Genomic DNA, 24,283 nt, shown 5'->3' on the forward strand with positions numbered 1-24,283 from the left:
TTACTGCTGGAACGGCAGCGGCTGGCCGTTGATCAGCACCTTGCCGTCCTCGCCGACCTTGAGGTCCCAGACCTGCGCGCCGCCGCCCGCGTCACGCGCGAGGCCCTTCATCATCAAAAGCCCGAAGGCCGCCTGGCCGAACTCCGGCACGGTGGCGGCATTCTTCTGGAGATAGGCGACCGTCTTGTCGAACTCGCGCATGGTGATCTTCACGTCGGCGCTGTGGCGATCCTTCTGTTCCGGATAGACGAGCATCGTGCCGGACAGGTGCACGTCATAGATCGGCGAGACCGCCGAGACGTCCTCGAACTGCACCGTCATCGAGCCGTCCGGCAGGATGATGCGGCCGATCTCCTTGTTCTGCGCCTCGGTCAGCGGTTCCGTCTTGGTGAAATCCGCATTGTCGAGCAGATAGGTGACAGCGCCGGCAAGGTCGAGATTGGTGACGGCCGCCTTGAAGGTCGCCCGCTCCGGCAGCGCGCCCTCGAAGGCGACGGGCAGCACGCCGGCCGGCGGCTTCGGTCCTTCGACGTCGAAACCGAACCCGAAGCGGGTCGAATGCGCGATGCCGTTCATGTCGAGATTGTAGCTGACGGCCGCCGCGCCGAACGTGCCCTTGTCCGTTCCGACCGTCACGTTCGAAGCCTTGATCGTCTCCGTCAGGTTGTCGAAGATCGGCATGGAGGCGCGCAGCAACTCCTTCAGCCGCGCCGCATCCGGCGCTTCGAGCTTGTCCTTGTGCATGTTGTCGAGCACGAAGAAGACGAGTTCCTGCATCACCTTGTAGCGCGCGCCATCCAGGCTGACATCGATATCGACCGTGTCCGCCCCGATATCGACGCGGCCACTCGGGCCTCCGGTGATCGTCTCGGCAAAGGCCTTCATCACGCCGGTGCTGGTGATGTCGAGCGTGCCGGCATCCTTCTTCTCGGCCGCAACGCGCATCGCCGTCTCGCCGACGCTGGCCGTCACGCTTTCCTGCGAGGAGGTGCTGGTGAAGGCGAGCCGCTTTGCCGTCCAGTCGGCGGAGGTGAAATAGAGGATTTCCGGATCGTAGATGCCGTCGAGCTTCATCGACTCGACGAGATAGGTGAAGGAGTTCTTGCCGGGTGCGGCGTCGATCGTGCCCTTGATGTCGAGACTGTCGTTCGCCTCGATGCGGTAGGTGCCCTCCGGCATCGGCCGCAGATAGGCCGTCAGCGGCTTCAGGCCCTCGACCTGCACCGCGCCGGTCTTCGCCTTGTCGATGAGCACCGTCGGGTTGAAGCGCAGCTCGTAGAACGAGCTTGCGGCCTTCACCGTCACCAGGCCGGCGTCGATCATATCCTGCGGCAGGTAGCGCGTCAGCTTCTGCTGCATGCTCTCGGCCCCGGATGCCGAGACCTCCTGTGCCAGAGCAGGGCTTGCGCAGACGAGCGCAAGGGCGGCCGAGGCCATCAGGATCTGTCGTCGCATCGTGGTCTCCTTCGCCGATCTGGTCTATACCCAACATCCAATCGTGACCGCACCATGTCAATGCGGGGGTCAATCGGGGCGCGGGCCTTGCATTTCCGGGCATTCTCGTTTATCGAGCCCCCGTCCGCGTAGACACCCTTGGAGGCAATGCGGATGAGGCTTTCAAAAAATCCTCAAGTTTTACGCAGCCGCGGTTCACTCCGCCTGCGCAAAGCTCTCCAGTAACACACGAAAGGTTAAGCCATGAGCCACGACACTTACGAGCTCAAGGCCGAAACGCGCGAACGGGTTGGTAAGGGGTCCTCCCGTGAACTTCGCCGCAACGGTCTTATTCCTGCAGTTATCTATGGCGACAAGCAGTCCCCGCTTTCGATCGCCATCTCGACCAAGGACGTCACCCAGCGTATCCACGCCGGCGGCTTCAAGACGACGGTCGCCACGATCGACGTCAACGGCGAGAAGATCAAGGTGCTCCCGAAGGACTACCAGCTTGATCCGGTCCGCGACTTCACCATGCATGTCGACTTCCTCCGCGTTTCGGGCGACACCCATGTCGTCGTCGAAGTGCCGGTTCACTTCGTCAACGAAGAGAAGTCCCCGGGCATCAAGGCCGGCGGCGTTCTGAACATCGTACGCCACGCTGTCGAGCTGCATGCTTCGGCCGGCGACATTCCGGAATTCCTGACGGCCGACCTCGCTGGCCTCAAGGTCGGCGACGGCATCCACATTTCCAACATCAAGCTGCCCAAGGGCACGAGCCCGGTCATCACCGACCGCGACTTCACGATCGCCACCATCGCCGTTCCGGCTGCTGGCGTGAAGGAAGAAGAAGAAGTGGCTGCTACGGAAGAATAATCCCTCTTAACGGGATCCTTCTCGAAAACCCCGCATCCGCCCGGATGCGGGGTTTTTCTTTGTCAAAATGCCAGCGCTACCGTTGCGGGAAGTCTGAATTATCAGCACTTTTCCGGATCGGCATTTCAGCAACATTTAAGACTTTGGTGAAAGGCTAAGCCCGGGAAGAACGACGAAAGCCTAAGAGGGGCACTATGGGCTGGCTTCGCATCATGGCAGGGGGGCAACCGGCATGAAAATGCATTCGGTGGAGAGCCGCTTCATTGCCATCGTCATCGGCGCCCTGCTCGTTTTCGTGGCACCGCTCTTCGTGCTCTTCCTCATCCTGTCGTCCGACCGCGTGGCGCGCGAGCGCCTGGAAAACACCGAAGTGCTGCTGAAGGCCAATGTGCAGGCGCTCGGAAAACCGCTGTGGGATTTCGACAAGGACAGCATCGACCAGATCGTCGGCGCGCTCCAGGCGGACGCCGATATCAGCTTCGTGCGCGTGCGCGACACCTCGGATGTGATCGACATCCGCAAGCCCGAACTCAGCCCCGATCCGAACGACGCGCGCTCCATCGTCAAGACCGATATCCTCTACCGCGCCAGCGACGGCATCAAGAAGGTCGGCTCGGCGGAAATCTGGATCCGCAAGGAAGGCCTGTTCTCGCGCTTCACCAAGGACGAGATGGGCATCTTCGCCATCTTCTTCTTTGCCGTGGCAACGCTCTTCACCGCTGCCATCATCGGCAACCGCATCACCATCATCCGCCCGCTGATGCGCCTGACGGCGGCGATCGAGGCGACCCGGCGGCTCGGCTCGCGCCATCATGTCGACTGGACCTCGAACGACGAGATGGGCGCGCTCGCCCATAATTTCAACGAGATGCAGAGCAAGCTGGAGCGCGAGGAAAACGAGCTGAAGCTGGCGCATACCCGCGCCACCGACATCTACAACCTCACGCCCGCCATGCTCTTCTCCATCGATGCGGCGAACCGCATCACCGCCGTCAGCGACTACTGGCTGACCGCGACCGGCTACCGCCGCGAGCATGTGATCGGCCAGGAATTCACCGATTTCGTCGCCGAGGAATGCCGCGAAACCTACCGCAAACGCCACGCGACCAGCAAATCGGAGGCCGGCATCTGCGAGGTGACGGTGCGCTTCCGCTGCGCCGATGGCAGCGTGATCGACGTGCTGATCCTTGAAACCGGCGCGGAGGCGAGCAGCGGCCGCCAGGCGCTGTCGCTCTCGGTCATGACCGATGTCACCGACCTCAAGGAGGCGGAAAACCGCAACCACCGCCAGGCGATCACCGACCACCTGACGGGCCTGCTCAACCGCCAGGGCTTCGAGGGCGTGCTCGACGAGCTGATCGGCGAGGTCGACACGCTCGGCCACCAACTCGCCTGCCTCTTCGTCGACCTCGACCGCTTCAAGTGGATCAACGACAATCTCGGCCATGCCGCCGGCGACGACGTGCTCTGCCAGGTGGCGATGCGCCTGCGCCGGCAGTTGCGCGCCAATGACCGGATCGCGCGGCTCGGCGGCGACGAATTCGCCATCCTGCTTTCCGCGCCGAACGCCCGCCAGCTCGCCCTGGATGTCAGCGAACGCCTGGTTTCAAGCCTGCGCGCGCCGCTCGTCGTCAACGGCGCCGAACTCAATGTCAGCGCCAGCATCGGCGTCGCGATCTATCCCGACCACGCCGCCACGGCCGCCTGCCTGCTGCAAAAGTCGGACATGGCCATGTATGCCCGCAAGCGCGACGGCAAGAACGGCGTGCAGCTCTTCGACAACAACATGGTCGATATCGCCCGCAAGCGCCTGGAAACCGAGCAGTTCATCGATCAGGGCCTGCGCGACGACTGGTTTACCGCCTATCTCCAGCCGATCGTCTGCCTGTCCGACGGGCGCGTGGCCGGCTTCGAGGCGCTGATGCGCCTGAACCACCCCGAGCGCGGCCTGCTGCCGCCGGCCGAGATCATCGGCATTGCCGAGGAGAACGGCTCGATCGGCCGCATCGGCGATTGCATCCTGTCGAAATCCATCGCCAGCCTCGCCGTCATCTCCAAGCTCGACGGGCTGTCCGACACCTATCTCGCGGTCAATTTCTCGCCCTTGCAGTTCGAGCCGGTCCTGCCGAACCGCCTTGCCGCCCTGCTGCTCGAAAACGGCATCACGCCCTCGCGCATCGTCGTGGAAATCACCGAGGCCGTGCTGATGCTCGACAATCCGGTGGTGCGCGACGTGCTCGACGCGCTCTCCGAGCTCGGCTGCCGCATCGCGCTCGACGATTTCGGCACCGGCTATTCGTCGCTTTCCTACCTGAACCGCTTCCCCGTCGATATCGTCAAGGTCGACCAGTCCTTCACCCGCTCGCTGTCCTCCGACCAGCCGGACGTGCGCCGCAAGAGCCGCATGCTGGTCGAAGGCATCCGCACCATCTCGCACCAGATGGGCTGCGCGGTCGTGGCCGAGGGCATCGAGACGGAGGAACAATGGGACATCCTCCAGGCGATGAACATCGAGTTCGGCCAGGGCTATCTGCTGAGCCGGCCGCTGCCGCTTGACGCGCTGCTTCAAAAGCTGGACGAATTCACGATGCCGGCCAGGCCGCCCGAGCGCCTGGCCGCCGCCTCCTGACGAGGAACGAGGACGAGACGATGAAGACGCTGTTTTTGACGCTCAGCCTGTCGCTCGCCCCCCTCTCCGCACCGCTTGCCGAAACGCTGCATTTCGTCACCGAGGAATACGCCCCTTTCAACTACACGAAGGACGGCAAGATCACCGGCATCGCGGTCGACCAGGTCGAGGCGATCGCCAAGGCGGCCGGCATCGACTACACGCTGGAAATCATGCCCTGGGCGCGTGCCTTCGCCATGGCCGAAAACCAGCCGATGCATTGCGTCTTCACCACGGGCTACAACCGCGAGCGCGCCGAGCGCTTCGTCTGGGTCAATCCGCTCCTCAAGGACCAGATGGTTCTCCTGAAGCGCAAGGGCGAAAAATACGATGGGCTGACGATCGTCAAGGCGCGCGAATTGAGGGTCGGCTCGCAGCGCGGCGACTTCGCCGTCGAGGCGCTCGAACTGATCGGCTTCAAGGACATCGATCTCGCAAGCGATATCGACATCACCGTGCGCAAGCTCCTGAGCGGCCGCATCGACCTGATGCCCACCTCCATCAAGACCTACGAGAAAATGGTGAAGGACGGCCAGCCGGTCGAAAAGGCGATGATGTTGGCCGGCCAGGTCTACGGCATCGCCTGCCACAAGGACACGCCGCCAGACCTCATCAAGAGCCTGCAGGCCGAACTCGACAAGCTGATCATGAGCGGAGAGCAGGACCGCATCTTCACCGCCTACGGCCTGCCGCCGAGCACCCGCACCGCGGAGAACGGCGCGAAGAAATAATCTTCAACGGTTGACTTTAGGCCACTTTCGCGGTGGTGAAAGCGGCAACAGATCGTTTTGACGGATCCTTCCATGCTGATCATCGCCGGGCTCGGCAATCCGGGCGCAAAATATGCGGGCAACCGCCACAATATCGGTTTCATGGCGGTGGACGCGATCCACCGCAAGAACCCGTTCTCGCCCTGGTCGAAGAAGTTCAAGGCGGAAATCTCCGAAGGCGAGATTGCCGGGGAGAAGGTGCTGCTCGTCAAGCCGCAGACCTTCATGAACCTGTCGGGCGAATCCGTCGGCGAGGCGATGCGCTTTTTCAAGCTCGAACCCAAGGACATCGTCGCGATCTACGACGAACTGGACCTTGCCCCCGGCAAGGCACGCATCAAGACCGGCGGCGGCCATGGCGGGCACAACGGCATCAAGTCGATCGACGCCCATTGCGGCCGGGAATACCGCCGGCTGCGCCTCGGCATCGGCCATCCGGGTGTGAAGGAACTCGTCACCAACCATGTGCTCGGCGACTTCGCCAAAGCCGACCACACCTGGCTCGACCCGCTGCTCGACGAACTGGCCCTCAATGCCGAGATGCTGGTGCGCGGCGAGGATTCGCAGCTGATGAACAAGCTGGCGCTCGCCACCGGCAGCAAGCCGGACGGGGAAAAAGCACCCGCGCAAAAACCCGCCGCCCAATCCCACATCCGCGCGGCCCGCAACCACGCCCAGCCCAAGATTCTCCCGACGACGGGACCGATGGCGGAGATGCTGAAGAAGCTGCTCGGCAACAAGGGCGAGTGATCGCTACAGCCAGCGCAGCGTCTGGAGACGGTAGAGAAACAGGTCCCACAGCCAGGCAAACCCGGTCTCGATGCCGTGCGCGATAACACCGGACGCACCCTCGGAGCACAGCATCACGGCGATGCCGGCAAACCCGCAGCCGAGGGTGGAATTGCGGAAATTCCGCCAGGAATCGAGCCGGTAATAGCCGGCATCGTCATATTCTGTGCCGAGGATATGGTCGTCCATATTGTAACCGTCGCTGATCATGAGATCCAGCATCGGCTTGTCCGACAGCCGGTCGGGCAGGACGTTGAAGACCGCGCGGCAGACATGCCCGACCGCCCCCAGAATGAGGAAGAGCACGAAGGCGACGGCATAATGCCAGGTGGAGGCTTCTTCGAACATGACGGCATGTTAGACAGAAACCGCTAATATCGGGTGAAACTACTCTTCCGGCTCCGTCTGGAACATCAGCGGGAATCCCGCCTCCTTGGCGAGGTCGGTCGCCTCCTTCGCCTTGGTTTCGGCGATGTCGCGGGCGCAGACGACGACCACGCAGGTGCCGAGCTTGTGCGCGGTGATCATCACGCGCTGGCTCGCATCCGCGTTCATGCGGAAGACGGCCTTCAGCACCAGCACGACGAATTCGCGCGGCGTGTAATCGTCGTTGACGAGGATGACCTTGTAGAGCTTCGGCCGTTCGAGCTTGGGCTTCGTGTCGATCTTCGGGGTGAGGGTAACATCACCATTGCTCATCGAAAGTCTCCTCGCGATTTGCCTTCGAGCGGTGTCAGAAACCTATTGTGCACCGCACGAAGCTCGACTTCAAGGCCTTGCGTGCCGCAAACACTTGACCCTGCCCCGTCCTTCGCCCATAGCGATGGCAACGAATTTCGAGACGAATGGACCACCTCAATGGGCTTCAAATGCGGTATCGTCGGTCTGCCGAATGTCGGCAAGTCGACCCTCTTCAACGCGCTGACCAAGACGGCGGCGGCGCAGGCGGCAAACTATCCCTTCTGCACCATCGAGCCGAACACCGGCGAAGTGGCGGTGCCGGACCCGCGCATGAAGGCGCTCGCGTCCATCGCCGGCTCCAAGGAGATCATCCCGACGCGCATCTCCTTCGTCGACATCGCCGGCCTCGTGCGCGGCGCGTCGAAGGGTGAAGGCCTCGGCAACAAGTTCCTCGCCAACATCCGCGAAGTCGATGCCGTGGTGCATGTGCTGCGCTGCTTCGAGGACGACGACATCACCCATGTCGAGGGCCGCATCAATCCGGTCAGCGATGCCGACACGATCGAGACCGAGCTGATGCTCGCCGACCTCGAAAGCCTGGAACGCCGCGTCGAGCAGACCCGCAAGCGCGCGGCCAGCAAGGACAAGGATTCGCTCGCACAACTGCCGATCATGGAAGCCGTGGTCAAGCTGTTGAACGAGGGCAAGCCGGCCCGCCTTCTGCTGAAGACGCTGGCGCCGGAAGAGATCGAGGTCCTGAAGGGCCTGAACCTCCTGACCTCGCATCCCGTCCTCTACGTCTGCAACGTTTCGGAAGCCGACGCGTCGACCGGCAATGCGCATACCGAAGCCGTCGCCGCCATGGCGAAGGAACAGGGTGCGGAATGCGTCATCATCTCGGCCGCGATCGAATCCGAGGTCGCCCAGCTTCCGGAAGAGGAATCAGTCGAATTCCTCTCGGCGCTCGGCCTTGAGGAAGCGGGCCTCGACCGGCTGATCCGCGCCGGTTACCACCTGCTCGACCTGATCACCTATTTCACGGTCGGCCCCAAGGAAACCCGCGCCTGGACCATCGTGCGCGGCACCAAGGCCCCGCAGGCGGCCGGCGTCATCCACACAGATTTCGAACGCGGCTTCATCCGCGCCTTCACCATCGCCTATGACGACTACATCGCCTACAAGGGCGAAGTGGGCGCCAAGGAAGCCGGCAAGGGCCGCGACGAAGGCAAGGAATATGTCGTCCAGGACGGCGACGTCATCCACTTCCGCTTCAACACCTGAAGCAACAGCCCGACATTCCCGACACCGTTCAAGCTGCCGCCCTTCACCGAAGGGGCGGCAGTTTTTCTTTGAGCGTCGCGGGCAGCGGCGTCATCGTCCAGCGCCGGAAATGCGGCCAGCCGATGCCGATGGTCAGCACCACCAGGCCGACGATCAGCAGCGTCAGGAAGACGTAGCTCTCGGGTGCCGCCTCAACGCCTTGCAGCAGGCTCGCGACCGCCAGGCCGAGCGAAACCAGCCCGGAGGTGACGAATGCCCGCCGGTCGAGAACCAGCCCGATTGCCATGAGCACCACGACGACGCCGACGATGATGAGCGCGTCCGGCAGGCCCTTGCTGCCGCTGAACAGCCGCTCATTGGCGAAATCGCCGAGGAACACGAAGGCCAGCGTCGAATAGAGCAGCGCCGGCGCCGTGATCAGGTGCAGCCAGAAGGCGACGTCGGAGCGGCGCGTGACGCGGAACCGGTCCGACAGGTCATAGACCATGGCCACGGCAAACAGCACCAGTGCGGCCGCCAAGAAGATGGCCGACGAGATGATGGGATGATCGGCGATCACTTCGGTGCTTCCGGTGAGGCGCGAAAGCCCGAGGAAAATCAAGGCGAGAACGACGGCGGCGACCGACAGGAAGCACAGGCTGAGCGACAGCGGAATGCGATAGCGCCAGTAGAAGGGCGGCAGCAGCACGGCGAACGGCAGGAGGACGAGCACGAAATGCAGCACCGGTTCCGGCTCCGGCTGCCCCATGAAGCTGTCCAGCGCGATGATCGTCGTGACGAAGATCCAGTGCACATAAAGAAGCGTCAGCAGCACGGCCGGCAGCGCCAGCCGCTGCCGCCTCACCAGAATTTCGGCCAGGATGATGATGGCCGGCAGCGCGGCGAAGAACGCGCCGACGCCCCACACACCCGCCATGACGATGGCGACGCCGATGGTGATCAGCACATCATGGAAACCGCGCACGAAACGCGGCGCCTCGGTATCCTCGATCGGCGCAATGGCGCGATCCTCCTCCGCGCCGGCAATATCCACTGCATCCGTGCGCGGCGGCTGCAAAAGCACGCCGCGCGCCTCCATATAGGGCAGCAGGCTGCCGGCCTGATCGGCGGAGATGATGCCCTCGCCGGCTGCGCCCTCGAGCACGGATTTCAAGGTCTGCATGGATCGTCGTCTCCTCGTGTCCGCAACCGGCGCCACCTTACGCACGGGGGGCCCGCTGGCAAGCGATCGGCCCGTCAGGACCTTGCAAAACCCTGCCGCGCTCGCCATTGTTCGCCCGCAACAAGACGGATCTGGATGTGACGCGCTACACTTTTGAAGATTTTACGCCGGGCCGCCGCTTCGACTTTGTCGAGCGGACCCTGACGGCAGACGAGATCATCGCGTTCGCGACGGAATTCGATCCGCAGCCGATGCATCTCGACGAAGAGGCCGGCCGCGCCAGCATTCTGGGCGGACTCGCAGCCTCCGGCTGGCACACCAGCGCGGTGATGATGCGCATGCTCTACGAGGCCTATATCAACGGCTCGACTTCGGAAGGCTCGCCCGGCGTGGACCTCATGGAATGGAAGCGGCCGGTGCTGGCCGGCGATACGCTCGGCGGCCATTGCGTGGTGCTAGACGCCCGTGCCTCGCGCTCGCGCCCGGAGATCGGCATCGTGCGCTTTCGCGCCGAGGTGACGAACCAACGCGGCGAGATCGTCGCCGTCAGCGAATATATCAACATGATGCGCCTGGCGCCGAGCGAAGGAGCCGCCCATGCGCATGGTTGAACTCTATGCCCTCGGCCAGACGGTCGAGATCGGCAGCCTGACCTTCACTGCTGAAGACATCATCCGCTTCGCGAAGAACTTCGACCCGCAACCCTTCCACCTCGACGAGGAACTGGCGAAAGAGGCCCTGTTCGGCGGCCTCTGCGCCTCGGGCTGGCATTCCAGCGCCGGCTGGATGAAATGTTTCGTGCCGTTCTGGCTCGGCGAATGCAAGCGGCTCGTCCGCGAAGGCATCACGCCGCCGAACCTCGGCCCCTCCCCGGGTTTTACGAAGCTAAGCTGGCTGAAGCCGGTCTTTGCCGGCGATACCATTACCTATTCGGTGACCCTGCTGGCGTCCCGCGAGCTCACCTCCCGCGCCGGCCGCCTGGTCAACACGATCCTGTGTGCGGGCAAGAACCAGAACGGCGAACCGGTCATCCGATTCGAAAGCACGGTGCTGGAATTCGTTTGATCGTCGAGGGGCTCAGTGCCCCTCGAACGCCACCAGCGTGCGCACTTCCACGTTCAGCGCTTCGAGCTTCTTGCGCCCGCCGAGATCCGGCAGGTCGATTACGAAGCAAGCCGCCACGATGTCGGCGCCGATCTGGCGCAGGAGCTTCACCGCCGCCTCCGCCGTGCCGCCGGTGGCAATCAGGTCGTCGACGAGGATCACCTTCTCGCCGGGCTTGATGGCGTCCTTGTGCATTTCCATCTCGTCCACGCCATATTCCAGGCTGTAGGCGATGCGCACGGTCTCGTGCGGCAGCTTGCCCTTCTTGCGGATCGGCACGAAGCCGGTCGACAGCTGGTGCGCCATGGCGCCGCCGAGGATGAAGCCGCGCGCCTCGATGCCGGCGACCTTGGCGATGCCGATGCCCGCATAGGGATGCACCAGCTCGTCCACCGCGCGGCGGAAGGCCCGCGGGTTACCGAGCAGCGTGGTGATGTCGCGGAACATGATGCCGGGCTTGGGATAATCCGGAATGTTGCGGATCGCGGCGACGAGTTCGTTTTCGAGCGTGGACATGGGGATTCCCGACTGCGGAGGGCTTTCCTCCGGTTATTGCAGGTGAGGCGCTGGCCCTCAACAAAAAAGGCGGCCCGGAGGCCGCCTTTGCTGCCGAGCGGTGTAGCCGCTCAGTGTTCCTTGTTCGCGTAGACCGACTTCTTCGTCAGGTAGATCAGGCCGGTGAAGATCACCAGGAAGACCATGACCATGAAGCCGGTACGCTTGCGCTCTTCGAGATGCGGCTCTGCGGCCCACATCAGGAAGGCGGCAACGTCGTGCGCGTACTGGTCGACCGTCTGCGGCGAACCGTCGTCATAGGTGACCTGGTCGTCGGAGAGCGGCTTGGCCATGGCGAGTGCGGCGGCATTGGCGAAGTACGGGTTGAAGTGCGTGCCTTCGGCGACTTCGAGATGCGCCGGCTTCTCTTCGTCGTATCCGGTCAGCAGCGAGTAGATGTAGTCCGGTCCGCCGGACTGGTACTGCGTGAAGATGTCGAAGACGAACTGCGGGAAGCCGCGGGTGATGCCGCGCGCCTTGGCGATCAGCGAGAAGTCCGGCGGGGCCGCGCCATTGTTCGAGGCGGCAGCCGCCTCGTGGTTTGCATAGGGCGACGGGAAATAGTCGGACGGAACGGCCTTGCGGGTGAACATTTCACCGTCGCTGTTCGGGCCGTCCTGCACTTCGTAGTTCGCCGCGAATGCTTTGACCTGCGCCTCCGAGTAACCAAGACCTTCCAGCGTGCGGAAGGAGACCAGGCTCATCGAATGGCAGGCCGAACAGACTTCGGTGTAGACCTTCAGGCCGCGCTGGAGCTGGCCCTTGTCATACTTGCCGAACGGACCGGCAAACGACCATTCCTGTTCCTTCGGCTTATGCATCGGATAGTGCGGCGTGGCGTGTTCCGCCTCTGCACCGGCGGCGGGCGCTGCCTCTTCCGCCGTGGCGAAGGAGACGCCGAGACCGGCGACGAGTGCGAGCGACAGAAGGCCTGCAACAAGCTTTTTCATTGACATGGTTCCTAGTCCTCGCTCTCAGGCCTTGGCCAGCTTGGCGTTCTTCTTTTCCAGAACCGCTTCCGTAATCGAATTCGGAATGCGCTTCGGGGTCTCGATCAGGCCGAGGATCGGCATGATGACGAGGAAGAAGCCGAAGTAGTAGAGCGTGCCGAGCTGCGAGAGGATGACATAGATGCCTTCTGCCGGCATGGCGCCGAGCCAGCCGAGCAGGATGGCGTTGGCCACGAAGATCCAGAAGAACAGCTTGTACCACGGGCGGTAGACGGCGGACCGAACCTTGGACGTATCGAGCCAGGGCAGGAAGAACAGCACGATGATCGCGCCAAACATCACGAGGACGCCGCCGAGCTTGGAGTCGATCGGGCCGACGTTGAAGGTGATGGCGCGCAGCATCGCGTAGAACGGCAGGTAGTACCATTCCGGAACGATGTGGGCGGGGGTCTTCAGCGGGTCAGCCGGAATGTAGTTGTCCGGGTGGCCGAGATAGTTCGGCATGTAGAAGACGAACCAGGCGAAGATGATCAGGAAGACCGAGACGCCGAGAGCGTCCTTCAGCGTGGCATAGGGCGTGAAGGCGACCGTGTCGGTCTTGGACTTCACCTCGACGCCGGTCGGGTTGGTCTGGCCGGTGACGTGCAGCGCCCAGACGTGCAGAACGACGACGCCGGCGATCATGAAGGGCAGCAGGTAATGCAGCGCGAAGAAGCGGTTCAGCGTCGGATTGTCGACCGCGAAGCCGCCGAGCAGGAACTGCTGGATCCACTCGCCGACCCACGGGAAGGCCGAGAAGAAGCCGGTGATAACCGTCGCACCCCAGAAGGACATCTGGCCCCAGGGCAGAACGTAGCCCATGAAGCCCGTCGCCATCATCAGGAGGTAGATGACCACGCCGAGGATCCAGAGGATTTCGCGCGGCGCCTTGTAGGAGCCGTAGTAAAGGCCGCGGGCAATGTGCAGGTAGACCGCGATGAAGAAGAACGACGCACCGTTGGCGTGCATGTAGCGCAGCAGCCAGCCGTGGTTCACGTCGCGCATGATCTTCTCGACCGAGTTGAACGCGACGGTGGTTTCGGCCGCATAGTGCATGGCCAGAACGATACCGGTCAGGATCTGCACGATCAGCATCACCGACAGCATGGCGCCGAAGGTGTAGGCATAGTTCAGGTTGCGCGGAACCGGGTAGGAGACGAAGCTGTCATGGATCATGCGCGGCAGAGGCAGGCGCGAGTCGACCCATTTTTCGATGCCAGTCGTCGGCTGGTAGGTGGAATGATCAGCACTCATTATCAGGTGTCCCCTCAACCGATCTTGATAACTGTGTCGGTAACGAACGCGAAGGTCGGCACGGCGAGGTTCTCGGGGGCCGGACCCTTACGAATACGACCAGCGGTATCGTAGTGAGAACCATGACAGGGACAGAACCACCCGCCGAAATCGCCGGCCTGGCCGAGCGGAATACAGCCGAGGTGGGTACAGACACCGACCATGATGATCCAGTTTTCCTTGCCCGCGCCCGCCGAACGATCAAGGTCCGTCGCCTGGGCGTCGGTCGCGATATTGGCGTTGCGTGCGACCGGGTCCTTGAGGTCGCCAAGCTCGACGGCCTTGGCTTCCGCAACTTCCTGGTCCGTCCGGTTACGGATGAACACCGGCTTGCCGCGCCACTTGACGGTCAGGGACATGCCGGGCGTCAGGCTGGAGACGTCGACATCGATGGCGCCGAGCGCCAGCGTCGACGCATCCGGACGCATCTGGTCGATGAACGGCCAGGCAACTGCCACGCCGCCCACGACGCCAGCCATCCCGGTGGTCAGGTAAAGGAAATCGCGGCGAGTGGGCTCGCCCAGGGATTCGCTTGATGTCTCGTGTTCGCTCACGGCTAAACCATCCTCTCACGCAAAGTCTGCGGAAACCCGCCACGCCCCTTGGAAACCGGTCAGATCCGGACACAATACGGCCATAGATTCCCCGTCAATCCGGCGCGTTCTATGCTTGATCGCAAATTATGTCCAGCCTTGGCAAGGGGAGGTGGGCACATTGTCGCGGGAAAAACGGGGCATCTTGACAAGCCACCCCCATCACCTTGAACATCCAGCGCTTCCCGTCTGAAAAAGCAGTCGCGAAACGACGCTTTGCGGCCCTATTGCGCCGCTTCCTCGTGTCCGAGGAACCCGCCGGACTGGCGCGACCAGAGATCCGCATAGAGCCCGCCGCGCGAGACGAGCTCGGCATGGGTGCCCTCCTCCACGATGGAACCGCGGTCCATGACGATCAGGCGATCGAGGGCGGCGATGGTGGAGAGGCGATGGGCGATGGCGAGCACGGTCTTGCCACGCATCAGGCGTTCGAGATTGGACTGGATCGCCGCCTCGACCTCGCTATCGAGCGCCGAGGTCGCCTCGTCGAGCACGAGGATCGGCGCGTCCTTCAGCATGACGCGGGCGATCGCGATGCGCTGGCGCTGGCCGCCGGAGAGTTTCACCCCGCGCTCGCCGACATGGGCGTCATAGCCGGTGCGGCCGCGCTGGTCTTCGAGCGACAGGATGAAATCGTGCGCCTCGGCCTTCTTCGCCGCCTCGATCACCTCGGCCTCGGTGGCATCCGGATTGCCGAACAGGATATTGTCGCGGATCGAGCGGTGCAAAAGCGCGGTATCCTGGCTGACCATGCCGATATTGGCGCGCAGGCTCTCCTGCGTCACGCGCGCAATGTTCTCGCCGCCGACGAGGATGCGGCCGCCTTCCAGATCGTAGAAGCGCAACAGCAGGTTGACCAGCGTCGACTTGCCGGCGCCCGACCGGCCGACAATGCCCACCTTCTCGCCCGGCCGGATCGACAGCGTCAGGTCGTCGATGACGCCGGACTGGCGGCCGTAATGGAAGCGGACGTTCTCGAAGCGGATTTCCGGCCGCGTGACCTTCATCTCCGTCGCATCCGGCACATCGACGAGGCCGATCGGCTGTGAGATGAGGTCGGCGGAATTCTGGATCGTGCCGATATTGCGCATGATGCTGTTCAACTGCGTCATCAGCCGGTTGAGCAAAAAGTTCAGCCGCAGCACCAGCGCCATGGTGAAGGCGACAGCGCCGGAACTGGCGATGCCGCCGAGCCAGAGATGGATGGACAGCACCGCCATGGCGACGATCATCAGGCCGGAAACGAGCGCCATCGAGGCCCGCACGCCGGTGAGGAACCGCGTGAAGTTCAACGTAGTTGTCTGGAAGATGTCGAAGCCGTTGCGCATGTAGCGGTCGTTCGCGTCGTCGCGCCCGAACAGTTTCAGCGTCTGGATGTTGGAATAGGCATCGACCATGCGGCCGCTGAGCATGGACGCGGCCTCGGCGGTCTGGCGCGAATGTTCGCGGATGCGCGGCACGAAATAGCGCGCGAGCACCGAGAAGACCAGGAGCCACACGGCCAGCACGGCGGCCAGCCGCCAGTCCAGCCCGCCGAGCAGCACCAGCGTCGAGGCCGTGTAGATCGTCACGAACCAGATGCTTTCCATGAACGACGTGATGACGTCGCCGGTCGCCTGCCCCGCCGACCAGACCTTCGTGACGATTCGGCCGGAGAAATCGTTCTGGAAGAAGGAGAGCGACTGGCGCGCGACATGCACATAGGACTGCCAGCGCACCAGATTGTAGAAGCCCGGCGTGATCACCTGCTGGTCGACCAGCGCCGTCAGGAAGGTGACGACGAATCGCACGAGGCCGATGAGACCGAGCATCAGGAGCAGTTCCGGCCCATGCGCCGCAATCAGCCCGCTCCACCCGTCACCGGGTTTGACCGTCGCCAGGATGTCGACCAGCCGCCCGACGAACCAGAAGGTCGCCGCCTCGATGCCCGCCGTAATACCGCCCAGCACCAGCATCGCCGCAAACGGCGCCTTGGCCTGGCTGACATAGAACCAGATGAAGGCGAGCAGCCCCTGCGGCGGCCGAAGGTCATCCCGCCGCGCAAAGGGCTGAATCCAGTTCTCGAACCAGGAGAAGAGCGTGCGGAAGATCATGCCTCCGATATAGGCGGTTTTGGGCGGGGGACAAATTAAAGATTGGAAAGGTGGTGACGATCTACGACCGTTCTCAACGTGCACCACTTTTGCGCGGGCTCGCGGATAAGAACTATTATGAAGACACCCCTTCTGCTGGAAAGGGGTGTCTTCTGTCCGGTTACTCCGCCGCCACTTCCGCTTCGGCGTCGTCGGCGATGAAGCCGCCGGACTGGCGGGCCCAGAGGTCGGCGTAGATGCCGCCCCTGGCGACGAGCTCGGCATGGGTGCCGGTCTCGTGCAGATGGCCCTTTTCGAGCACGACGACACGGTCCATCTCCGTCAGCGTCGAGAGGCGGTGGGCAATCGCGATCACCGTCTTACCCTGCATGAGGGCGAAGAGGTTTTCCTGGATCGCCGCCTCGACTTCCGAATCGAGCGCCGAGGTCGCCTCGTCCAGCACCAGGATCGGCGCGTCCTTCAGGAAGACGCGGGCGATCGCGATGCGCTGGCGCTGGCCGCCAGAGAGTTTGACGCCGCGTTCGCCGACCTGGGCATCGAGGCCGGCACGACCCTGCTGGTCGACGAGGCTTTCGATGAACTCCCAGGCATTCGCGCGCTTGGCCGCCTCGATGATCTCCGCGTCCGTCGCTTCCGGCTTGCCGTAGGCGATGTTGTCGCGGATCGAGCGGTGCAGCAGCGAGGTATCCTGCGTCACCACGCCGATCTGCGAGCGCAGGCTGTCCTGCGTGACCGTCGCGATGTCCTTGCCGTCGATCGTGATCTTGCCGGATTCGAGATCGTAAAACCGCAAAAGCACGTTCATCAGCGTCGTCTTGCCGGCGCCGGAGCGGCCGACGAGGCCGACCTTTTCGCCGGCACCGATCGACAGCGACAGGTCCTCGATTACGCCCTTATTCTTGCCGTAGTGGAAGCGGACGTGGTCGAAGCTGATCGCACCCTTGGAAACCGGCAGCGGCGGCGCTTCGGGACCATCCTTGATGTCGTGCGGCTTGGTCATCATACCCATGCCGTCATAGACCGTGCCGATATTCTCGAACAGCGCGGTCACTTCCCACATCACCCACTGCGACATGCCGTTGATGCGCATGGCAAGGCCCACGGCCACCGCCACGGCACCGACCGAAACGTCGCCGTTCATCCAGAAGTAGATGCCGACCGCCGCGGTGAAGAACATCGTCACGACATTGTTGATGTCGATCGTGATGTTGAACAGCGTGATGAGGCGCATCTGCTTGTGCACGGTCTGCAGGAAGCCATCCATGCCTTCGCGGGCATAGGTTTCCTCCCGGCCGGCATGCGAGAACAGCTTCACCGTCGCGATGTTGGTATAGCTGTCGACGATCCGGCCCGTCATCATCGAGCGCGCATCCGCCTGCTCGCGCGAGATCACCATGAGCTTCGGCACGAAATAGCGCAGGATGCAGACGTAGACGACGAACCACACGAGCAGCGGCACGACGAGACGCAGGTCCGCCGAGGCGATGATCGCGATCATCGAGATGAAATAGCTGACGACATAGATGAAGACGTCGATGATCTTCATCACGGTCTCACGCACGGCAAGCGCCGTCTGCATCACCTTCGTCGAAACGCGTCCGGCGAACTCGTTGGAGAAGAAGGTCATGCTCTGGCGGATCAGGTAGCGGTGCATCTGCCAGCGGGCGATCATCGGGAAATTGCCCGCGAGCGCCTGGTGCATGGTCATGGTGTGCAACGCGCCCACGCCCGGGATGACGATAAGCAGCAGCGCCGCCATCCAGATCAGCGTGCCGCCCTCACGCGACAGGAACGTGTTCGGGTCGCTGTTCGACAGCCAGTCGATGATGTTGCCGAGGAACTGGAACAGCAGCACTTCCGCGATGCCGAGCACCATGGAGCAGAAGCCGAGCACGAAGAGCCACAGGCCCGCGGGCCTGGTATAGTGCCACAGGAAGGCGAAAAGGCCCTTCGGCGGCAGCGAGGGCGCCTCGGAAGGATAGGGATTCAAACGTCTTTCGAACCAGCCGAACATGGCTTTCTCCGTAATACATAAAGACGGAACCGAGACGGACAACGCAAAACGGCGCGGTCAGGAACGGAGTTCCGGCAGGACTGCCGCGCGGCGAGGAAAACGTCACACAGCGAATTGAATAAGGTATGCGATGGGATTTTGTGCGGCGAGGTGCCTAAGCGAGAAGAGGCGTGATTCCAGCCGGGAGGCGCAATCGATGCGTGGTATCCATCATGATCCTCCCTCTTCTCGCGTTGTAGATGCGCCTTGGTTAGCCTGAAACGACGCAATTTGCCAGTGACTTTGTCGCAATTTCATCGCTCCGGCCAATTCTGTTGCCTTGTCGCCACATCTGGAATAGGCGACAGCCCATGTCCGCGCTCCACATCGCCCTCTACCAGCCCGATATCGCCGGCAATACCGGCACGATCCTGCGTTTCGCCGCCTGCCTCGGCCTGTCGGTCGACATTATAGAGCCGGCCGGCTTCGACATCTCCGACCGCAGCCTGAAACGCGCCGGCATGGACTACCTCGCCGCCGTGACGCTGACGCGACATGTGAGCTGGGAGCATTTCGAGGCGTGGCGGGCTGCAAGCGGCCGCCGCCTCGTGCTCGCCTCCACCAAGGCGGCGGAGCGCTACACGGATTTCGCCTATCGGCCGGACGACATCCTGCTCTTCGGCCGCGAAAGTGCGGGCGTGCCGGACCGCGTGCACGACACGGCGGATGGCCGGGTGCTCATTCCGATGGTCGAGGGACAGCGCTCCATCAATGTCGCGCTCTCCGCCGCGATGATCTGCGGCGAGGCGCTGCGCCAGACGGGTTTCGTCTGACCTAACCATGACCCGGCCGCGCCAGCCGCACCGCCGCGGCCGCGATGCCGAAGACCAGCACCACCGAGCCGACGATCATGTAAGCGCCGTCATAACCCGTGGCGGTGATCAGCGGCTGCGAGACGATCGGCGACAGGAACTGGCCGGCAAAGATGCCCGATACCAGCAGGCCCGAGATGCGGCCGCGCAGTGCCGGCGGCGCCAGCAGCATGGCGGCAGCGGCGAAATTCGGCATGATCGTGCCCATGCAGATGCCCGACACCGCCATGGCCGCCAGCACGCTGCCGTAGCTTTCCGCCCCCGAAAGCAGCAGGAACGACAGCCCGGCCGAGACGAAGCCGAGGCCGAAGACACCCATGATGCCGAGCAGGCGGCGGAACGGCGCGAAGGCGAGCGCGCTCGCCACCCCGACGAGCTGTCCAGCGCCGATCGCCGTGCCGGCAAGGCTGGGTGCGGCGAAGCCAAGGGATTCGAGATAGAAGGGAAGCTGCGTCGGGATCATGTAGAAGGCGATCATGTTGACGGCGGCGGCGAGGAACAGCAGGGCGAGCAGCGCCGTCGTGCGCCCGTCGAGCCTGCCCCTCCCCGTGGCGGGACCGGCCGGGCGAACCCGGCGCGGCTCCGGCAGGAAGGCGAGTGCTGCCGGCACCAGCAGGATCGCCACCGTGTAGATAAAGAACGGCCCGCGCCAGTGCACTTCGGCGAGGAACCCGCCGCCGGTCAGGAAGATCGTGCCGCCGATGCCGGCGAAGGCCTGTTGCAGGCCCATATAGCGATCACGCGCCGGCCCCTGGAAGAAATCGCCGACCAGCGCCGTCGTCGCCGTCATGATGCCGCCGACGGCAAGGCCCAGCACGGCGCGCCCGATGAGGAGGCCGGGCAGCGTGTCGAGGATGAGGCCGGAGGCACCCGCAACGGCGAACAGCCCGAGCGAGGCAAGCAGCAGCGGCTTGCGACCGAAACGGTCGACGAGGAAACCCGCCGCCGGAGAAAACAACGCAATGAACATCGCCGGCAGCGTCAGCACCAGCCGGCTCAGCAGCGCGACATTCTCCACATCGGCAAACCGCGCGGCGATGCCGGGCAGCGAGGCTGAGATCGTCGCGCCCGACATGATGGTGAGCGTGCTGATGAAGAGCAGCGTCGCATTGCGCCGGCGTTCGTCGCGGGAGCGGGCGACTTCTGCCGTCGCATAAAAGTCCGGCTTCATGCCGCCACCTCGTCATAGCGCGTCGCGATGCGCGCCGCCTTCAGAGCATGCGCCCACCAGGAAAGCCGCTTCATGAGCACGGCAAGCTGGCCGTTGAGCTGGCCGGGGCGGAAGGGATTGCCGACCGGGTCGAACTGCGTCCAGGCGTGCGACAGGCTCACCGTTTCACGGATCGCCACGGCGTGCAGCTCGGCGAAGACCAGGCGGAGTTGCTCGACGGCGCGCAGGCCGCCGGAAACGCCGCCATAGGAGACGAAGGCGATGGGCTTGGCATGCCAGGGCCTGAAGCAGCAATCGATGATCGCCTTCAGCGCCGCCGGATAGGCGTGGTTGTATTCCGGCGTGACGATGAGGAATGCATCCGCCTGCGAGATCCGGCTTTCGACCAGCTGTGCCGAGGCCTCGTCGAGGCCGCCGGGCGTGAAGGTCAGCTCCACCGGATCGATGCGGATGATGGTGTATTGCCCGAAGCCCGCCAGCGCCGGTTCCAGCCATCCCGCGATCGTATCGGCGAAACGCCCTTCGCGGCCGCTGCCATAGATGAGGGCGATGGTCAGTCTGTCTGTCATGCGGTTCAGCTCCATGTTGGAAAAGCAGGGAGCCGCTGGTATAAAACCTCAAGCAAAGTTGAGGTCAACAGCCATGACTGAAAAAAACGCGCGCGACGCCATCCCCCGGGAACTCAGCGTCGGCGAGGTCGCCGAACGCAGCGGGGTGGCGGTGTCCACGTTGCATTTCTACGAGACGAAAGGGCTGATCCGCAGCCAGCGCAACCGCGGCAACCAGCGGCGCTATCCGCGCAGCATCCTGCGCCGCGTCGCGGTCATCAAGGTGGCGCAGCGCACCGGCATTCCCCTGTCGGAAATCGCGGACGCGCTGTCCGTGCTGCCGCACGACCGCCCGCTGACGGCGCAGGACTGGCGCAAGCTCTCTGAGACCTGGCGCAGCCTGCTCGACGAGCGCATCGCGCGGCTTACCAAGCTGCGCAACCAGCTCGACGGCTGCATCGGCTGCGGGTGCCTGTCCATGCAGGAATGTCCGCTGCGCAACCCGTGGGACACGCTTGCCGCGGAAGGGCCGGGTCCGAGATTGCTCGAACCCGATCCGGCTTAATCGAGGCGCGTGGCGAGCAGCTTGTCGACGCGGCGACCGTCCATGTCGACGACTTCGAAGCGCCAGCCCTGGGTTTCCGTGACCTCGCCGGTCTTCGGCAGCTTCTGCAGCGATTCAATGACCATGCCGGCGGCGGTCTGGTAGCTGCGGCGGGCCGGCAGCAGCAGGCCGAGGCGGTCGGCCATCTCGTCGATCGGCATGGAACCGGCGATCAGCCAGGAGCCGTCCTCGCGCTGCACGGCATGTTCGTCGTCGCCTTCCTCGATATCGGCGCGGAAGACGCCGGCGATCGCTTCCAGCACGTCGGCGGGCGTAATGACGCCTTCGAAGTGGCCGTATTCGTCATGCACGAGCATCATCGGCACTTCGGAATTGCGCAGCTTTTCAAGCACGCGCATCGCATCCATCGTATCCGGCACGATCGGCGCGGGACGGATGAAGGTGCGGATGTCGAGCGGCTGGCCGGTGAGCAGCGCGGAGAGCAGCTCGCGCTTCTGCACGATGCCGACGATGGTCTCCGGCCCGCCATCGGCGACCGGCAGGCGGCCATGCTGGCTGTCGACGAGCTGCTGGTGGATTTCCTCCACCGTATCGCCGAGGTCGATCCAGTCGACGTCGTTTCGCGGCGTCATGAGGCCGCGCGCCTCGCGGTCGGAAAAGCGCATGACGCCGGCGATCATCAGTTTCTCGCCGCCTTCGATGACGCCGGCGGCTTCGGCTTCGGCGACGATCGTCTTGATCTCCTCGTCGGTGACGATGCTTTCGGCAACCTGGTGCTGGCCGAGCAGGCGGAAGATCAGCCGCGTCGAGGCATCGAGGATCCAGACGGCCGGCGCACCGATCTTGGAGAGCAGCGACATGGCCGGCGCCACGAGCGTTGCGAAACGCTCCGGGTTCTTCAGCGCGATCTGCTTGGGCACCAGTTCGCCGACGACGACCGAGAGATAGGTGATGAGGAAGATGACGATACCGTAGCCGAGCGGATCGGCCAGCCAGTCCGGCACGCCCTCGGCAAACAGGATGTCACGCAGGCGGCTACCGAGGGCCGCACCCGAAAAGGCACCCGCAAGAACGCCGATGAGCGTGATGCCGATCTGCACGGTGGAGAGGAATTTCCCGGGGTTTTCCGCCAGCCGCAGCGCGGCGGCGGCACCGCGCGAGCCCTGCGCGGCCATGGTCTTCAGGCGCGGTTTACGCGCGGAAACGATGGAAAGTTCGGAAAGGGCAAAGACCCCGTTGAGGAGGATGAGGAAGACGGCAATCGCGAGTTCGAACAAGGACTGTAAGCCGTGCTTTAGAACCGCAACGGCGCCTTTCTGTTGATGATGATGGCGGCAAGATAGGGGGGCGGCGGTCCGGCGTCAATCGAACTTCCCGCGGTTGGTGCCATCAGGACGGGACAACAAGCATTTCGAGCAAAATATCCCGCAGACGCGACACCGGTGCGGCGGGCACGGCCTCGGCGGTGTGCAGCATCAGGTCGACGCTGCCGAGCGCCGGCAAGCCGGCCCGCTCGGGATCAAGCACGCGCAGATGCGGCGGCACCGCCGTCATGGTGCGGATGGTCACGCCGAGCCCCGCCGTCACCGCCGCCCAGAGCCCGGCAAGGCCAGGGCTGGCAAAGACTTGCCGCCAGTCGCGCCCCGTGGCCGAGAGCGCATCGACGGCGGCGGCGCGGAAGGAACAGGGCGGGTCGAAGGCGATGAGCGGCACCGGCTCGCCGGGCGGCAGGTCATAATCCGCCGCCGCGATCCAGACGATCGGGTGCGTGGCGATATGCCGGCAATGGGCGCTCTTCTGCCCGCCCCAGGTGACCGCCATGTCGAGATCGCCGCGTTCCACCGCCGCTACCAGCTTGGCGCCGCGATCGACCCGCGCCTCCACCCGAAGCTTCGGATGCGCCCGCGAAAACCGGCCGAGCACCGGCGGCAGCGAGGTTTCGGCAAAATCCTGCGGGATACCGATGCGCAGCCAGCCATCGAGCGAGCGGCTGGAGCCAAGCATCATCATCGCCTCGTCGTTCAGTTCCAGAATGCGCACCGCATAATCGTAGAGCGCCTCGCCGGCATCGGTGAGCGCCAGCCCCCTGCCCTGTTTGGTGAACAGCGTCTGCCCGCTCATATCCGACAGCTTTTTCAGTTGCAGGCTGACGGCCGGGGGCGTGCGACCCCGCGCCTCCGCGGCCTTGGCGAAACTGCCGAAGCGCACCCCGGTGACGAAGGTGCGCAGCACGTCCATGTCGAAATTGCGCGACGAAAACATTCAGTTTTCCAAAACCATTACGATAACACTTCTCAATTTTAAAAACGATAGTCGCGCAATAGGCTCATCCCGTCAACAGCGACAGGAGACGACCATGCCCTTCCTTCATATCCGCATTGCCGGCCGCAGCCTCACCTATGCCGAGCGCCTGCATCTCCAGGACGAGGCCACCCGCCTTGCGGCAACCCTGCTCAACAAGCGCGCCGAGGCGACCGCCGTCTTCATCGAGGAGACGAACGCCGAGGCCTGGACCGTCGGCGTGCGCCGGCAGCCGGCCGCCGGCTATCTCGAAGTCACCGTCAGCGAGGGCACCAACACGGCGGAGGAAAAGGAGCGCTTCATCGCCGCCGCCTATGCGCTGCTGGAAGAGGCCGTCGGCGCGCCGCTCCACCCGGTCACCTACGTGATCGTGCGCGAAGTCCCGATGGAAAGCTGGGGGTATGGCGGACGCACGCAGGAAAGCCGGCGCATCGCGATGGCGGCGTAGGACCGATCGACATTCAGCACAGGCCGCGGCGAAAATGGTGATTTTGCGTGACCCGGAGCGCAGCGTACTCAATGTACGTGAGCACCGGAAGCGCGCA

General features: G+C 63.8%; 24 protein-coding genes. 10 read left to right on the forward strand and 14 right to left on the reverse strand.

Going from position 1 to position 24,283, the window contains the following annotated elements; translation table 11 throughout:
* Positions 1-1,455: a hypothetical protein gene (locus tag GB927_RS13410; protein ID WP_256117507.1), complete on the reverse strand. Its 1,455-nt coding sequence runs from the start codon at positions 1,453-1,455 to the stop codon at positions 1-3.
* Positions 1,456-1,698: 243 nt separating this feature from the next.
* Here GB927_RS13410 and GB927_RS13415 point away from each other — a divergent pair, with 243 nt between their 5' ends.
* The 4 genes from GB927_RS13415 to pth all read left to right on the forward strand — a co-directional run bounded on the left by GB927_RS13415 (position 1,699) and on the right by pth (position 6,498).
* Positions 1,699-2,310 (forward strand): 50S ribosomal protein L25/general stress protein Ctc, encoded by a 612-nt coding sequence (locus GB927_RS13415; RefSeq protein WP_256117508.1) that lies wholly within the window; start codon positions 1,699-1,701, stop codon positions 2,308-2,310.
* A 238-nt stretch (positions 2,311-2,548) separates the two neighbouring features.
* Entirely contained in the window at positions 2,549-4,939 is a 2,391-nt protein-coding gene (locus GB927_RS13420; protein WP_256117785.1) for a putative bifunctional diguanylate cyclase/phosphodiesterase, read from the forward strand.
* A gap of 20 nt (positions 4,940-4,959) precedes the next feature.
* Positions 4,960-5,709 carry a substrate-binding periplasmic protein gene (locus GB927_RS13425; protein WP_256117509.1) on the forward strand — a complete coding sequence of 250 codons (750 nt, stop codon included), beginning with the start codon at positions 4,960-4,962 and terminating at the stop codon, positions 5,707-5,709.
* 72 nt (positions 5,710-5,781) lie between these two features.
* On the forward strand, positions 5,782-6,498 hold the full coding sequence (gene pth / locus GB927_RS13430; protein ID WP_256117511.1) for an aminoacyl-tRNA hydrolase: 717 nt from the start codon (positions 5,782-5,784) through the stop codon (positions 6,496-6,498).
* Between the two features lie 3 nt (positions 6,499-6,501).
* On the opposite strand, the gene GB927_RS13435 is transcribed toward pth, so the two are convergent.
* A complete protein-coding gene (locus GB927_RS13435) occupies positions 6,502-6,885 on the reverse strand; it encodes a hypothetical protein (RefSeq protein ID WP_256117512.1) in 384 nt (127 codons plus the stop codon).
* A 39-nt stretch (positions 6,886-6,924) separates the two neighbouring features.
* Positions 6,925-7,236 (reverse strand): ATP-dependent Clp protease adapter ClpS, encoded by a 312-nt coding sequence (gene clpS, locus GB927_RS13440; protein WP_256117514.1) that lies wholly within the window; start codon positions 7,234-7,236, stop codon positions 6,925-6,927.
* A 159-nt stretch (positions 7,237-7,395) separates the two neighbouring features.
* Between clpS and ychF the strand changes: the two genes are divergently transcribed.
* A complete protein-coding gene (gene ychF / locus GB927_RS13445; protein ID WP_256117515.1) occupies positions 7,396-8,499 on the forward strand; it encodes a redox-regulated ATPase YchF in 1,104 nt (367 codons plus the stop codon).
* 43 nt (positions 8,500-8,542) lie between these two features.
* Here the strand turns inward: ychF and GB927_RS13450 are convergent, their stop codons facing one another.
* On the reverse strand, positions 8,543-9,661 hold the full coding sequence (locus tag GB927_RS13450) for a hypothetical protein (RefSeq protein WP_256117516.1): 1,119 nt from the start codon (positions 9,659-9,661) through the stop codon (positions 8,543-8,545).
* A gap of 131 nt (positions 9,662-9,792) precedes the next feature.
* Between GB927_RS13450 and GB927_RS13455 the strand changes: the two genes are divergently transcribed.
* Entirely contained in the window at positions 9,793-10,272 is a 480-nt protein-coding gene (locus GB927_RS13455) for a MaoC family dehydratase (RefSeq protein WP_256117786.1), read from the forward strand.
* Positions 10,259-10,726, forward strand: coding sequence for a MaoC family dehydratase (locus GB927_RS13460; protein ID WP_256117517.1), 468 nt, complete (start codon positions 10,259-10,261; stop codon positions 10,724-10,726). The genes GB927_RS13455 and GB927_RS13460 overlap by 14 nt, the downstream gene beginning before the upstream one ends.
* A 12-nt stretch (positions 10,727-10,738) precedes the next feature.
* Here GB927_RS13460 and GB927_RS13465 read toward each other — a convergent pair whose 3' ends face one another.
* The 6 genes from GB927_RS13465 to GB927_RS13490 all read right to left on the reverse strand — a co-directional run bounded on the left by GB927_RS13465 (position 10,739) and on the right by GB927_RS13490 (position 18,302).
* Positions 10,739-11,281, reverse strand: a complete 543-nt coding sequence (locus GB927_RS13465) for an adenine phosphoribosyltransferase (protein WP_256117518.1) — start codon at positions 11,279-11,281, stop codon at positions 10,739-10,741.
* 110 nt (positions 11,282-11,391) lie between these two features.
* Positions 11,392-12,270, reverse strand: a complete 879-nt coding sequence (locus GB927_RS13470; RefSeq protein ID WP_256117519.1) for a cytochrome c1 — start codon at positions 12,268-12,270, stop codon at positions 11,392-11,394.
* A 24-nt stretch (positions 12,271-12,294) separates the two neighbouring features.
* Entirely contained in the window at positions 12,295-13,563 is a 1,269-nt protein-coding gene (locus tag GB927_RS13475; RefSeq protein WP_256117521.1) for a cytochrome b, read from the reverse strand.
* A 14-nt stretch (positions 13,564-13,577) separates the two neighbouring features.
* Entirely contained in the window at positions 13,578-14,156 is a 579-nt protein-coding gene (gene petA, locus GB927_RS13480; protein ID WP_256117523.1) for a ubiquinol-cytochrome c reductase iron-sulfur subunit, read from the reverse strand.
* A 263-nt stretch (positions 14,157-14,419) separates the two neighbouring features.
* Positions 14,420-16,288, reverse strand: a complete 1,869-nt coding sequence (locus GB927_RS13485; protein WP_256117524.1) for an ABC transporter ATP-binding protein — start codon at positions 16,286-16,288, stop codon at positions 14,420-14,422.
* Between the two features lie 160 nt (positions 16,289-16,448).
* Entirely contained in the window at positions 16,449-18,302 is a 1,854-nt protein-coding gene (locus GB927_RS13490; protein WP_256117526.1) for an ABC transporter ATP-binding protein, read from the reverse strand.
* A 350-nt stretch (positions 18,303-18,652) separates the two neighbouring features.
* Between GB927_RS13490 and GB927_RS13495 the strand changes: the two genes are divergently transcribed.
* A complete protein-coding gene (locus tag GB927_RS13495; RefSeq protein ID WP_256117527.1) occupies positions 18,653-19,114 on the forward strand; it encodes a tRNA (cytidine(34)-2'-O)-methyltransferase in 462 nt (153 codons plus the stop codon).
* Position 19,115: 1 nt separating this feature from the next.
* Here GB927_RS13495 and GB927_RS13500 read toward each other — a convergent pair whose 3' ends face one another.
* Both GB927_RS13500 and GB927_RS13505 read right to left on the reverse strand, forming a co-directional pair.
* Positions 19,116-20,324, reverse strand: a complete 1,209-nt coding sequence (locus GB927_RS13500) for an MFS transporter (protein WP_256117528.1) — start codon at positions 20,322-20,324, stop codon at positions 19,116-19,118.
* Entirely contained in the window at positions 20,321-20,893 is a 573-nt protein-coding gene (locus tag GB927_RS13505; RefSeq protein ID WP_256117529.1) for an NADPH-dependent FMN reductase, read from the reverse strand. Before GB927_RS13505 ends, GB927_RS13500 begins: the two co-directional genes overlap by 4 nt.
* A gap of 73 nt (positions 20,894-20,966) precedes the next feature.
* On the opposite strand from GB927_RS13505, the gene soxR reads away from it, so the two are divergent.
* Positions 20,967-21,437: a redox-sensitive transcriptional activator SoxR gene (gene soxR / locus GB927_RS13510; protein ID WP_256117530.1), complete on the forward strand. Its 471-nt coding sequence runs from the start codon at positions 20,967-20,969 to the stop codon at positions 21,435-21,437.
* On the opposite strand, the gene GB927_RS13515 is transcribed toward soxR, so the two are convergent.
* Together GB927_RS13515 and GB927_RS13520 are read right to left on the reverse strand one after the other, a co-directional pair.
* Positions 21,434-22,714 carry a hemolysin family protein gene (locus GB927_RS13515; RefSeq protein WP_256117531.1) on the reverse strand — a complete coding sequence of 427 codons (1,281 nt, stop codon included), beginning with the start codon at positions 22,712-22,714 and terminating at the stop codon, positions 21,434-21,436. The two genes, soxR and GB927_RS13515, sit on opposite strands and share 4 nt — an antisense overlap.
* Positions 22,715-22,826: 112 nt before the next feature.
* Positions 22,827-23,699: a LysR substrate-binding domain-containing protein gene (locus GB927_RS13520; protein WP_256117532.1), complete on the reverse strand. Its 873-nt coding sequence runs from the start codon at positions 23,697-23,699 to the stop codon at positions 22,827-22,829.
* A 94-nt stretch (positions 23,700-23,793) separates the two neighbouring features.
* On the opposite strand from GB927_RS13520, the gene GB927_RS13525 reads away from it, so the two are divergent.
* Positions 23,794-24,186 (forward strand): tautomerase family protein, encoded by a 393-nt coding sequence (locus GB927_RS13525; protein WP_256117533.1) that lies wholly within the window; start codon positions 23,794-23,796, stop codon positions 24,184-24,186.
* The last annotated feature ends 97 nt before the right edge of the window (positions 24,187-24,283 follow it).

This window comes from Shinella lacus (assembly GCF_010994755.1).
Classification (GTDB): domain Bacteria; phylum Pseudomonadota; class Alphaproteobacteria; order Rhizobiales; family Rhizobiaceae; genus Shinella; species Shinella lacus.

Bases quoted from the DNA above. Each gene is read 5' to 3' on its own strand.
- GB927_RS13410 (WP_256117507.1), bottom strand. From the start codon at position 1,455: ATGCGACGACAGATCCTGATGGCCTCGGCCGCCCTTGCGCTCGTCTGC.
- GB927_RS13415 (WP_256117508.1), top strand. From the start codon at position 1,699: ATGAGCCACGACACTTACGAGCTCAAGGCCGAAACGCGCGAACGGGTT.
- GB927_RS13420 (WP_256117785.1), top strand. From the start codon at position 2,549: ATGCATTCGGTGGAGAGCCGCTTCATTGCCATCGTCATCGGCGCCCTG.
- GB927_RS13425 (WP_256117509.1), top strand. From the start codon at position 4,960: ATGAAGACGCTGTTTTTGACGCTCAGCCTGTCGCTCGCCCCCCTCTCC.
- pth (WP_256117511.1), top strand. From the start codon at position 5,782: ATGCTGATCATCGCCGGGCTCGGCAATCCGGGCGCAAAATATGCGGGC.
- GB927_RS13435 (WP_256117512.1), bottom strand. From the start codon at position 6,885: ATGTTCGAAGAAGCCTCCACCTGGCATTATGCCGTCGCCTTCGTGCTC.
- clpS (WP_256117514.1), bottom strand. From the start codon at position 7,236: ATGAGCAATGGTGATGTTACCCTCACCCCGAAGATCGACACGAAGCCC.
- ychF (WP_256117515.1), top strand. From the start codon at position 7,396: ATGGGCTTCAAATGCGGTATCGTCGGTCTGCCGAATGTCGGCAAGTCG.
- GB927_RS13450 (WP_256117516.1), bottom strand. From the start codon at position 9,661: ATGCAGACCTTGAAATCCGTGCTCGAGGGCGCAGCCGGCGAGGGCATC.
- GB927_RS13460 (WP_256117517.1), top strand. From the start codon at position 10,259: ATGCGCATGGTTGAACTCTATGCCCTCGGCCAGACGGTCGAGATCGGC.
- GB927_RS13465 (WP_256117518.1), bottom strand. From the start codon at position 11,281: ATGTCCACGCTCGAAAACGAACTCGTCGCCGCGATCCGCAACATTCCG.
- GB927_RS13470 (WP_256117519.1), bottom strand. From the start codon at position 12,270: ATGAAAAAGCTTGTTGCAGGCCTTCTGTCGCTCGCACTCGTCGCCGGT.
- GB927_RS13475 (WP_256117521.1), bottom strand. From the start codon at position 13,563: ATGAGTGCTGATCATTCCACCTACCAGCCGACGACTGGCATCGAAAAA.
- GB927_RS13485 (WP_256117524.1), bottom strand. From the start codon at position 16,288: ATGATCTTCCGCACGCTCTTCTCCTGGTTCGAGAACTGGATTCAGCCC.
- GB927_RS13490 (WP_256117526.1), bottom strand. From the start codon at position 18,302: ATGTTCGGCTGGTTCGAAAGACGTTTGAATCCCTATCCTTCCGAGGCG.
- GB927_RS13495 (WP_256117527.1), top strand. From the start codon at position 18,653: ATGTCCGCGCTCCACATCGCCCTCTACCAGCCCGATATCGCCGGCAAT.
- GB927_RS13500 (WP_256117528.1), bottom strand. From the start codon at position 20,324: ATGAAGCCGGACTTTTATGCGACGGCAGAAGTCGCCCGCTCCCGCGAC.
- GB927_RS13505 (WP_256117529.1), bottom strand. From the start codon at position 20,893: ATGACAGACAGACTGACCATCGCCCTCATCTATGGCAGCGGCCGCGAA.
- soxR (WP_256117530.1), top strand. From the start codon at position 20,967: ATGACTGAAAAAAACGCGCGCGACGCCATCCCCCGGGAACTCAGCGTC.
- GB927_RS13520 (WP_256117532.1), bottom strand. From the start codon at position 23,699: ATGTTTTCGTCGCGCAATTTCGACATGGACGTGCTGCGCACCTTCGTC.
- GB927_RS13525 (WP_256117533.1), top strand. From the start codon at position 23,794: ATGCCCTTCCTTCATATCCGCATTGCCGGCCGCAGCCTCACCTATGCC.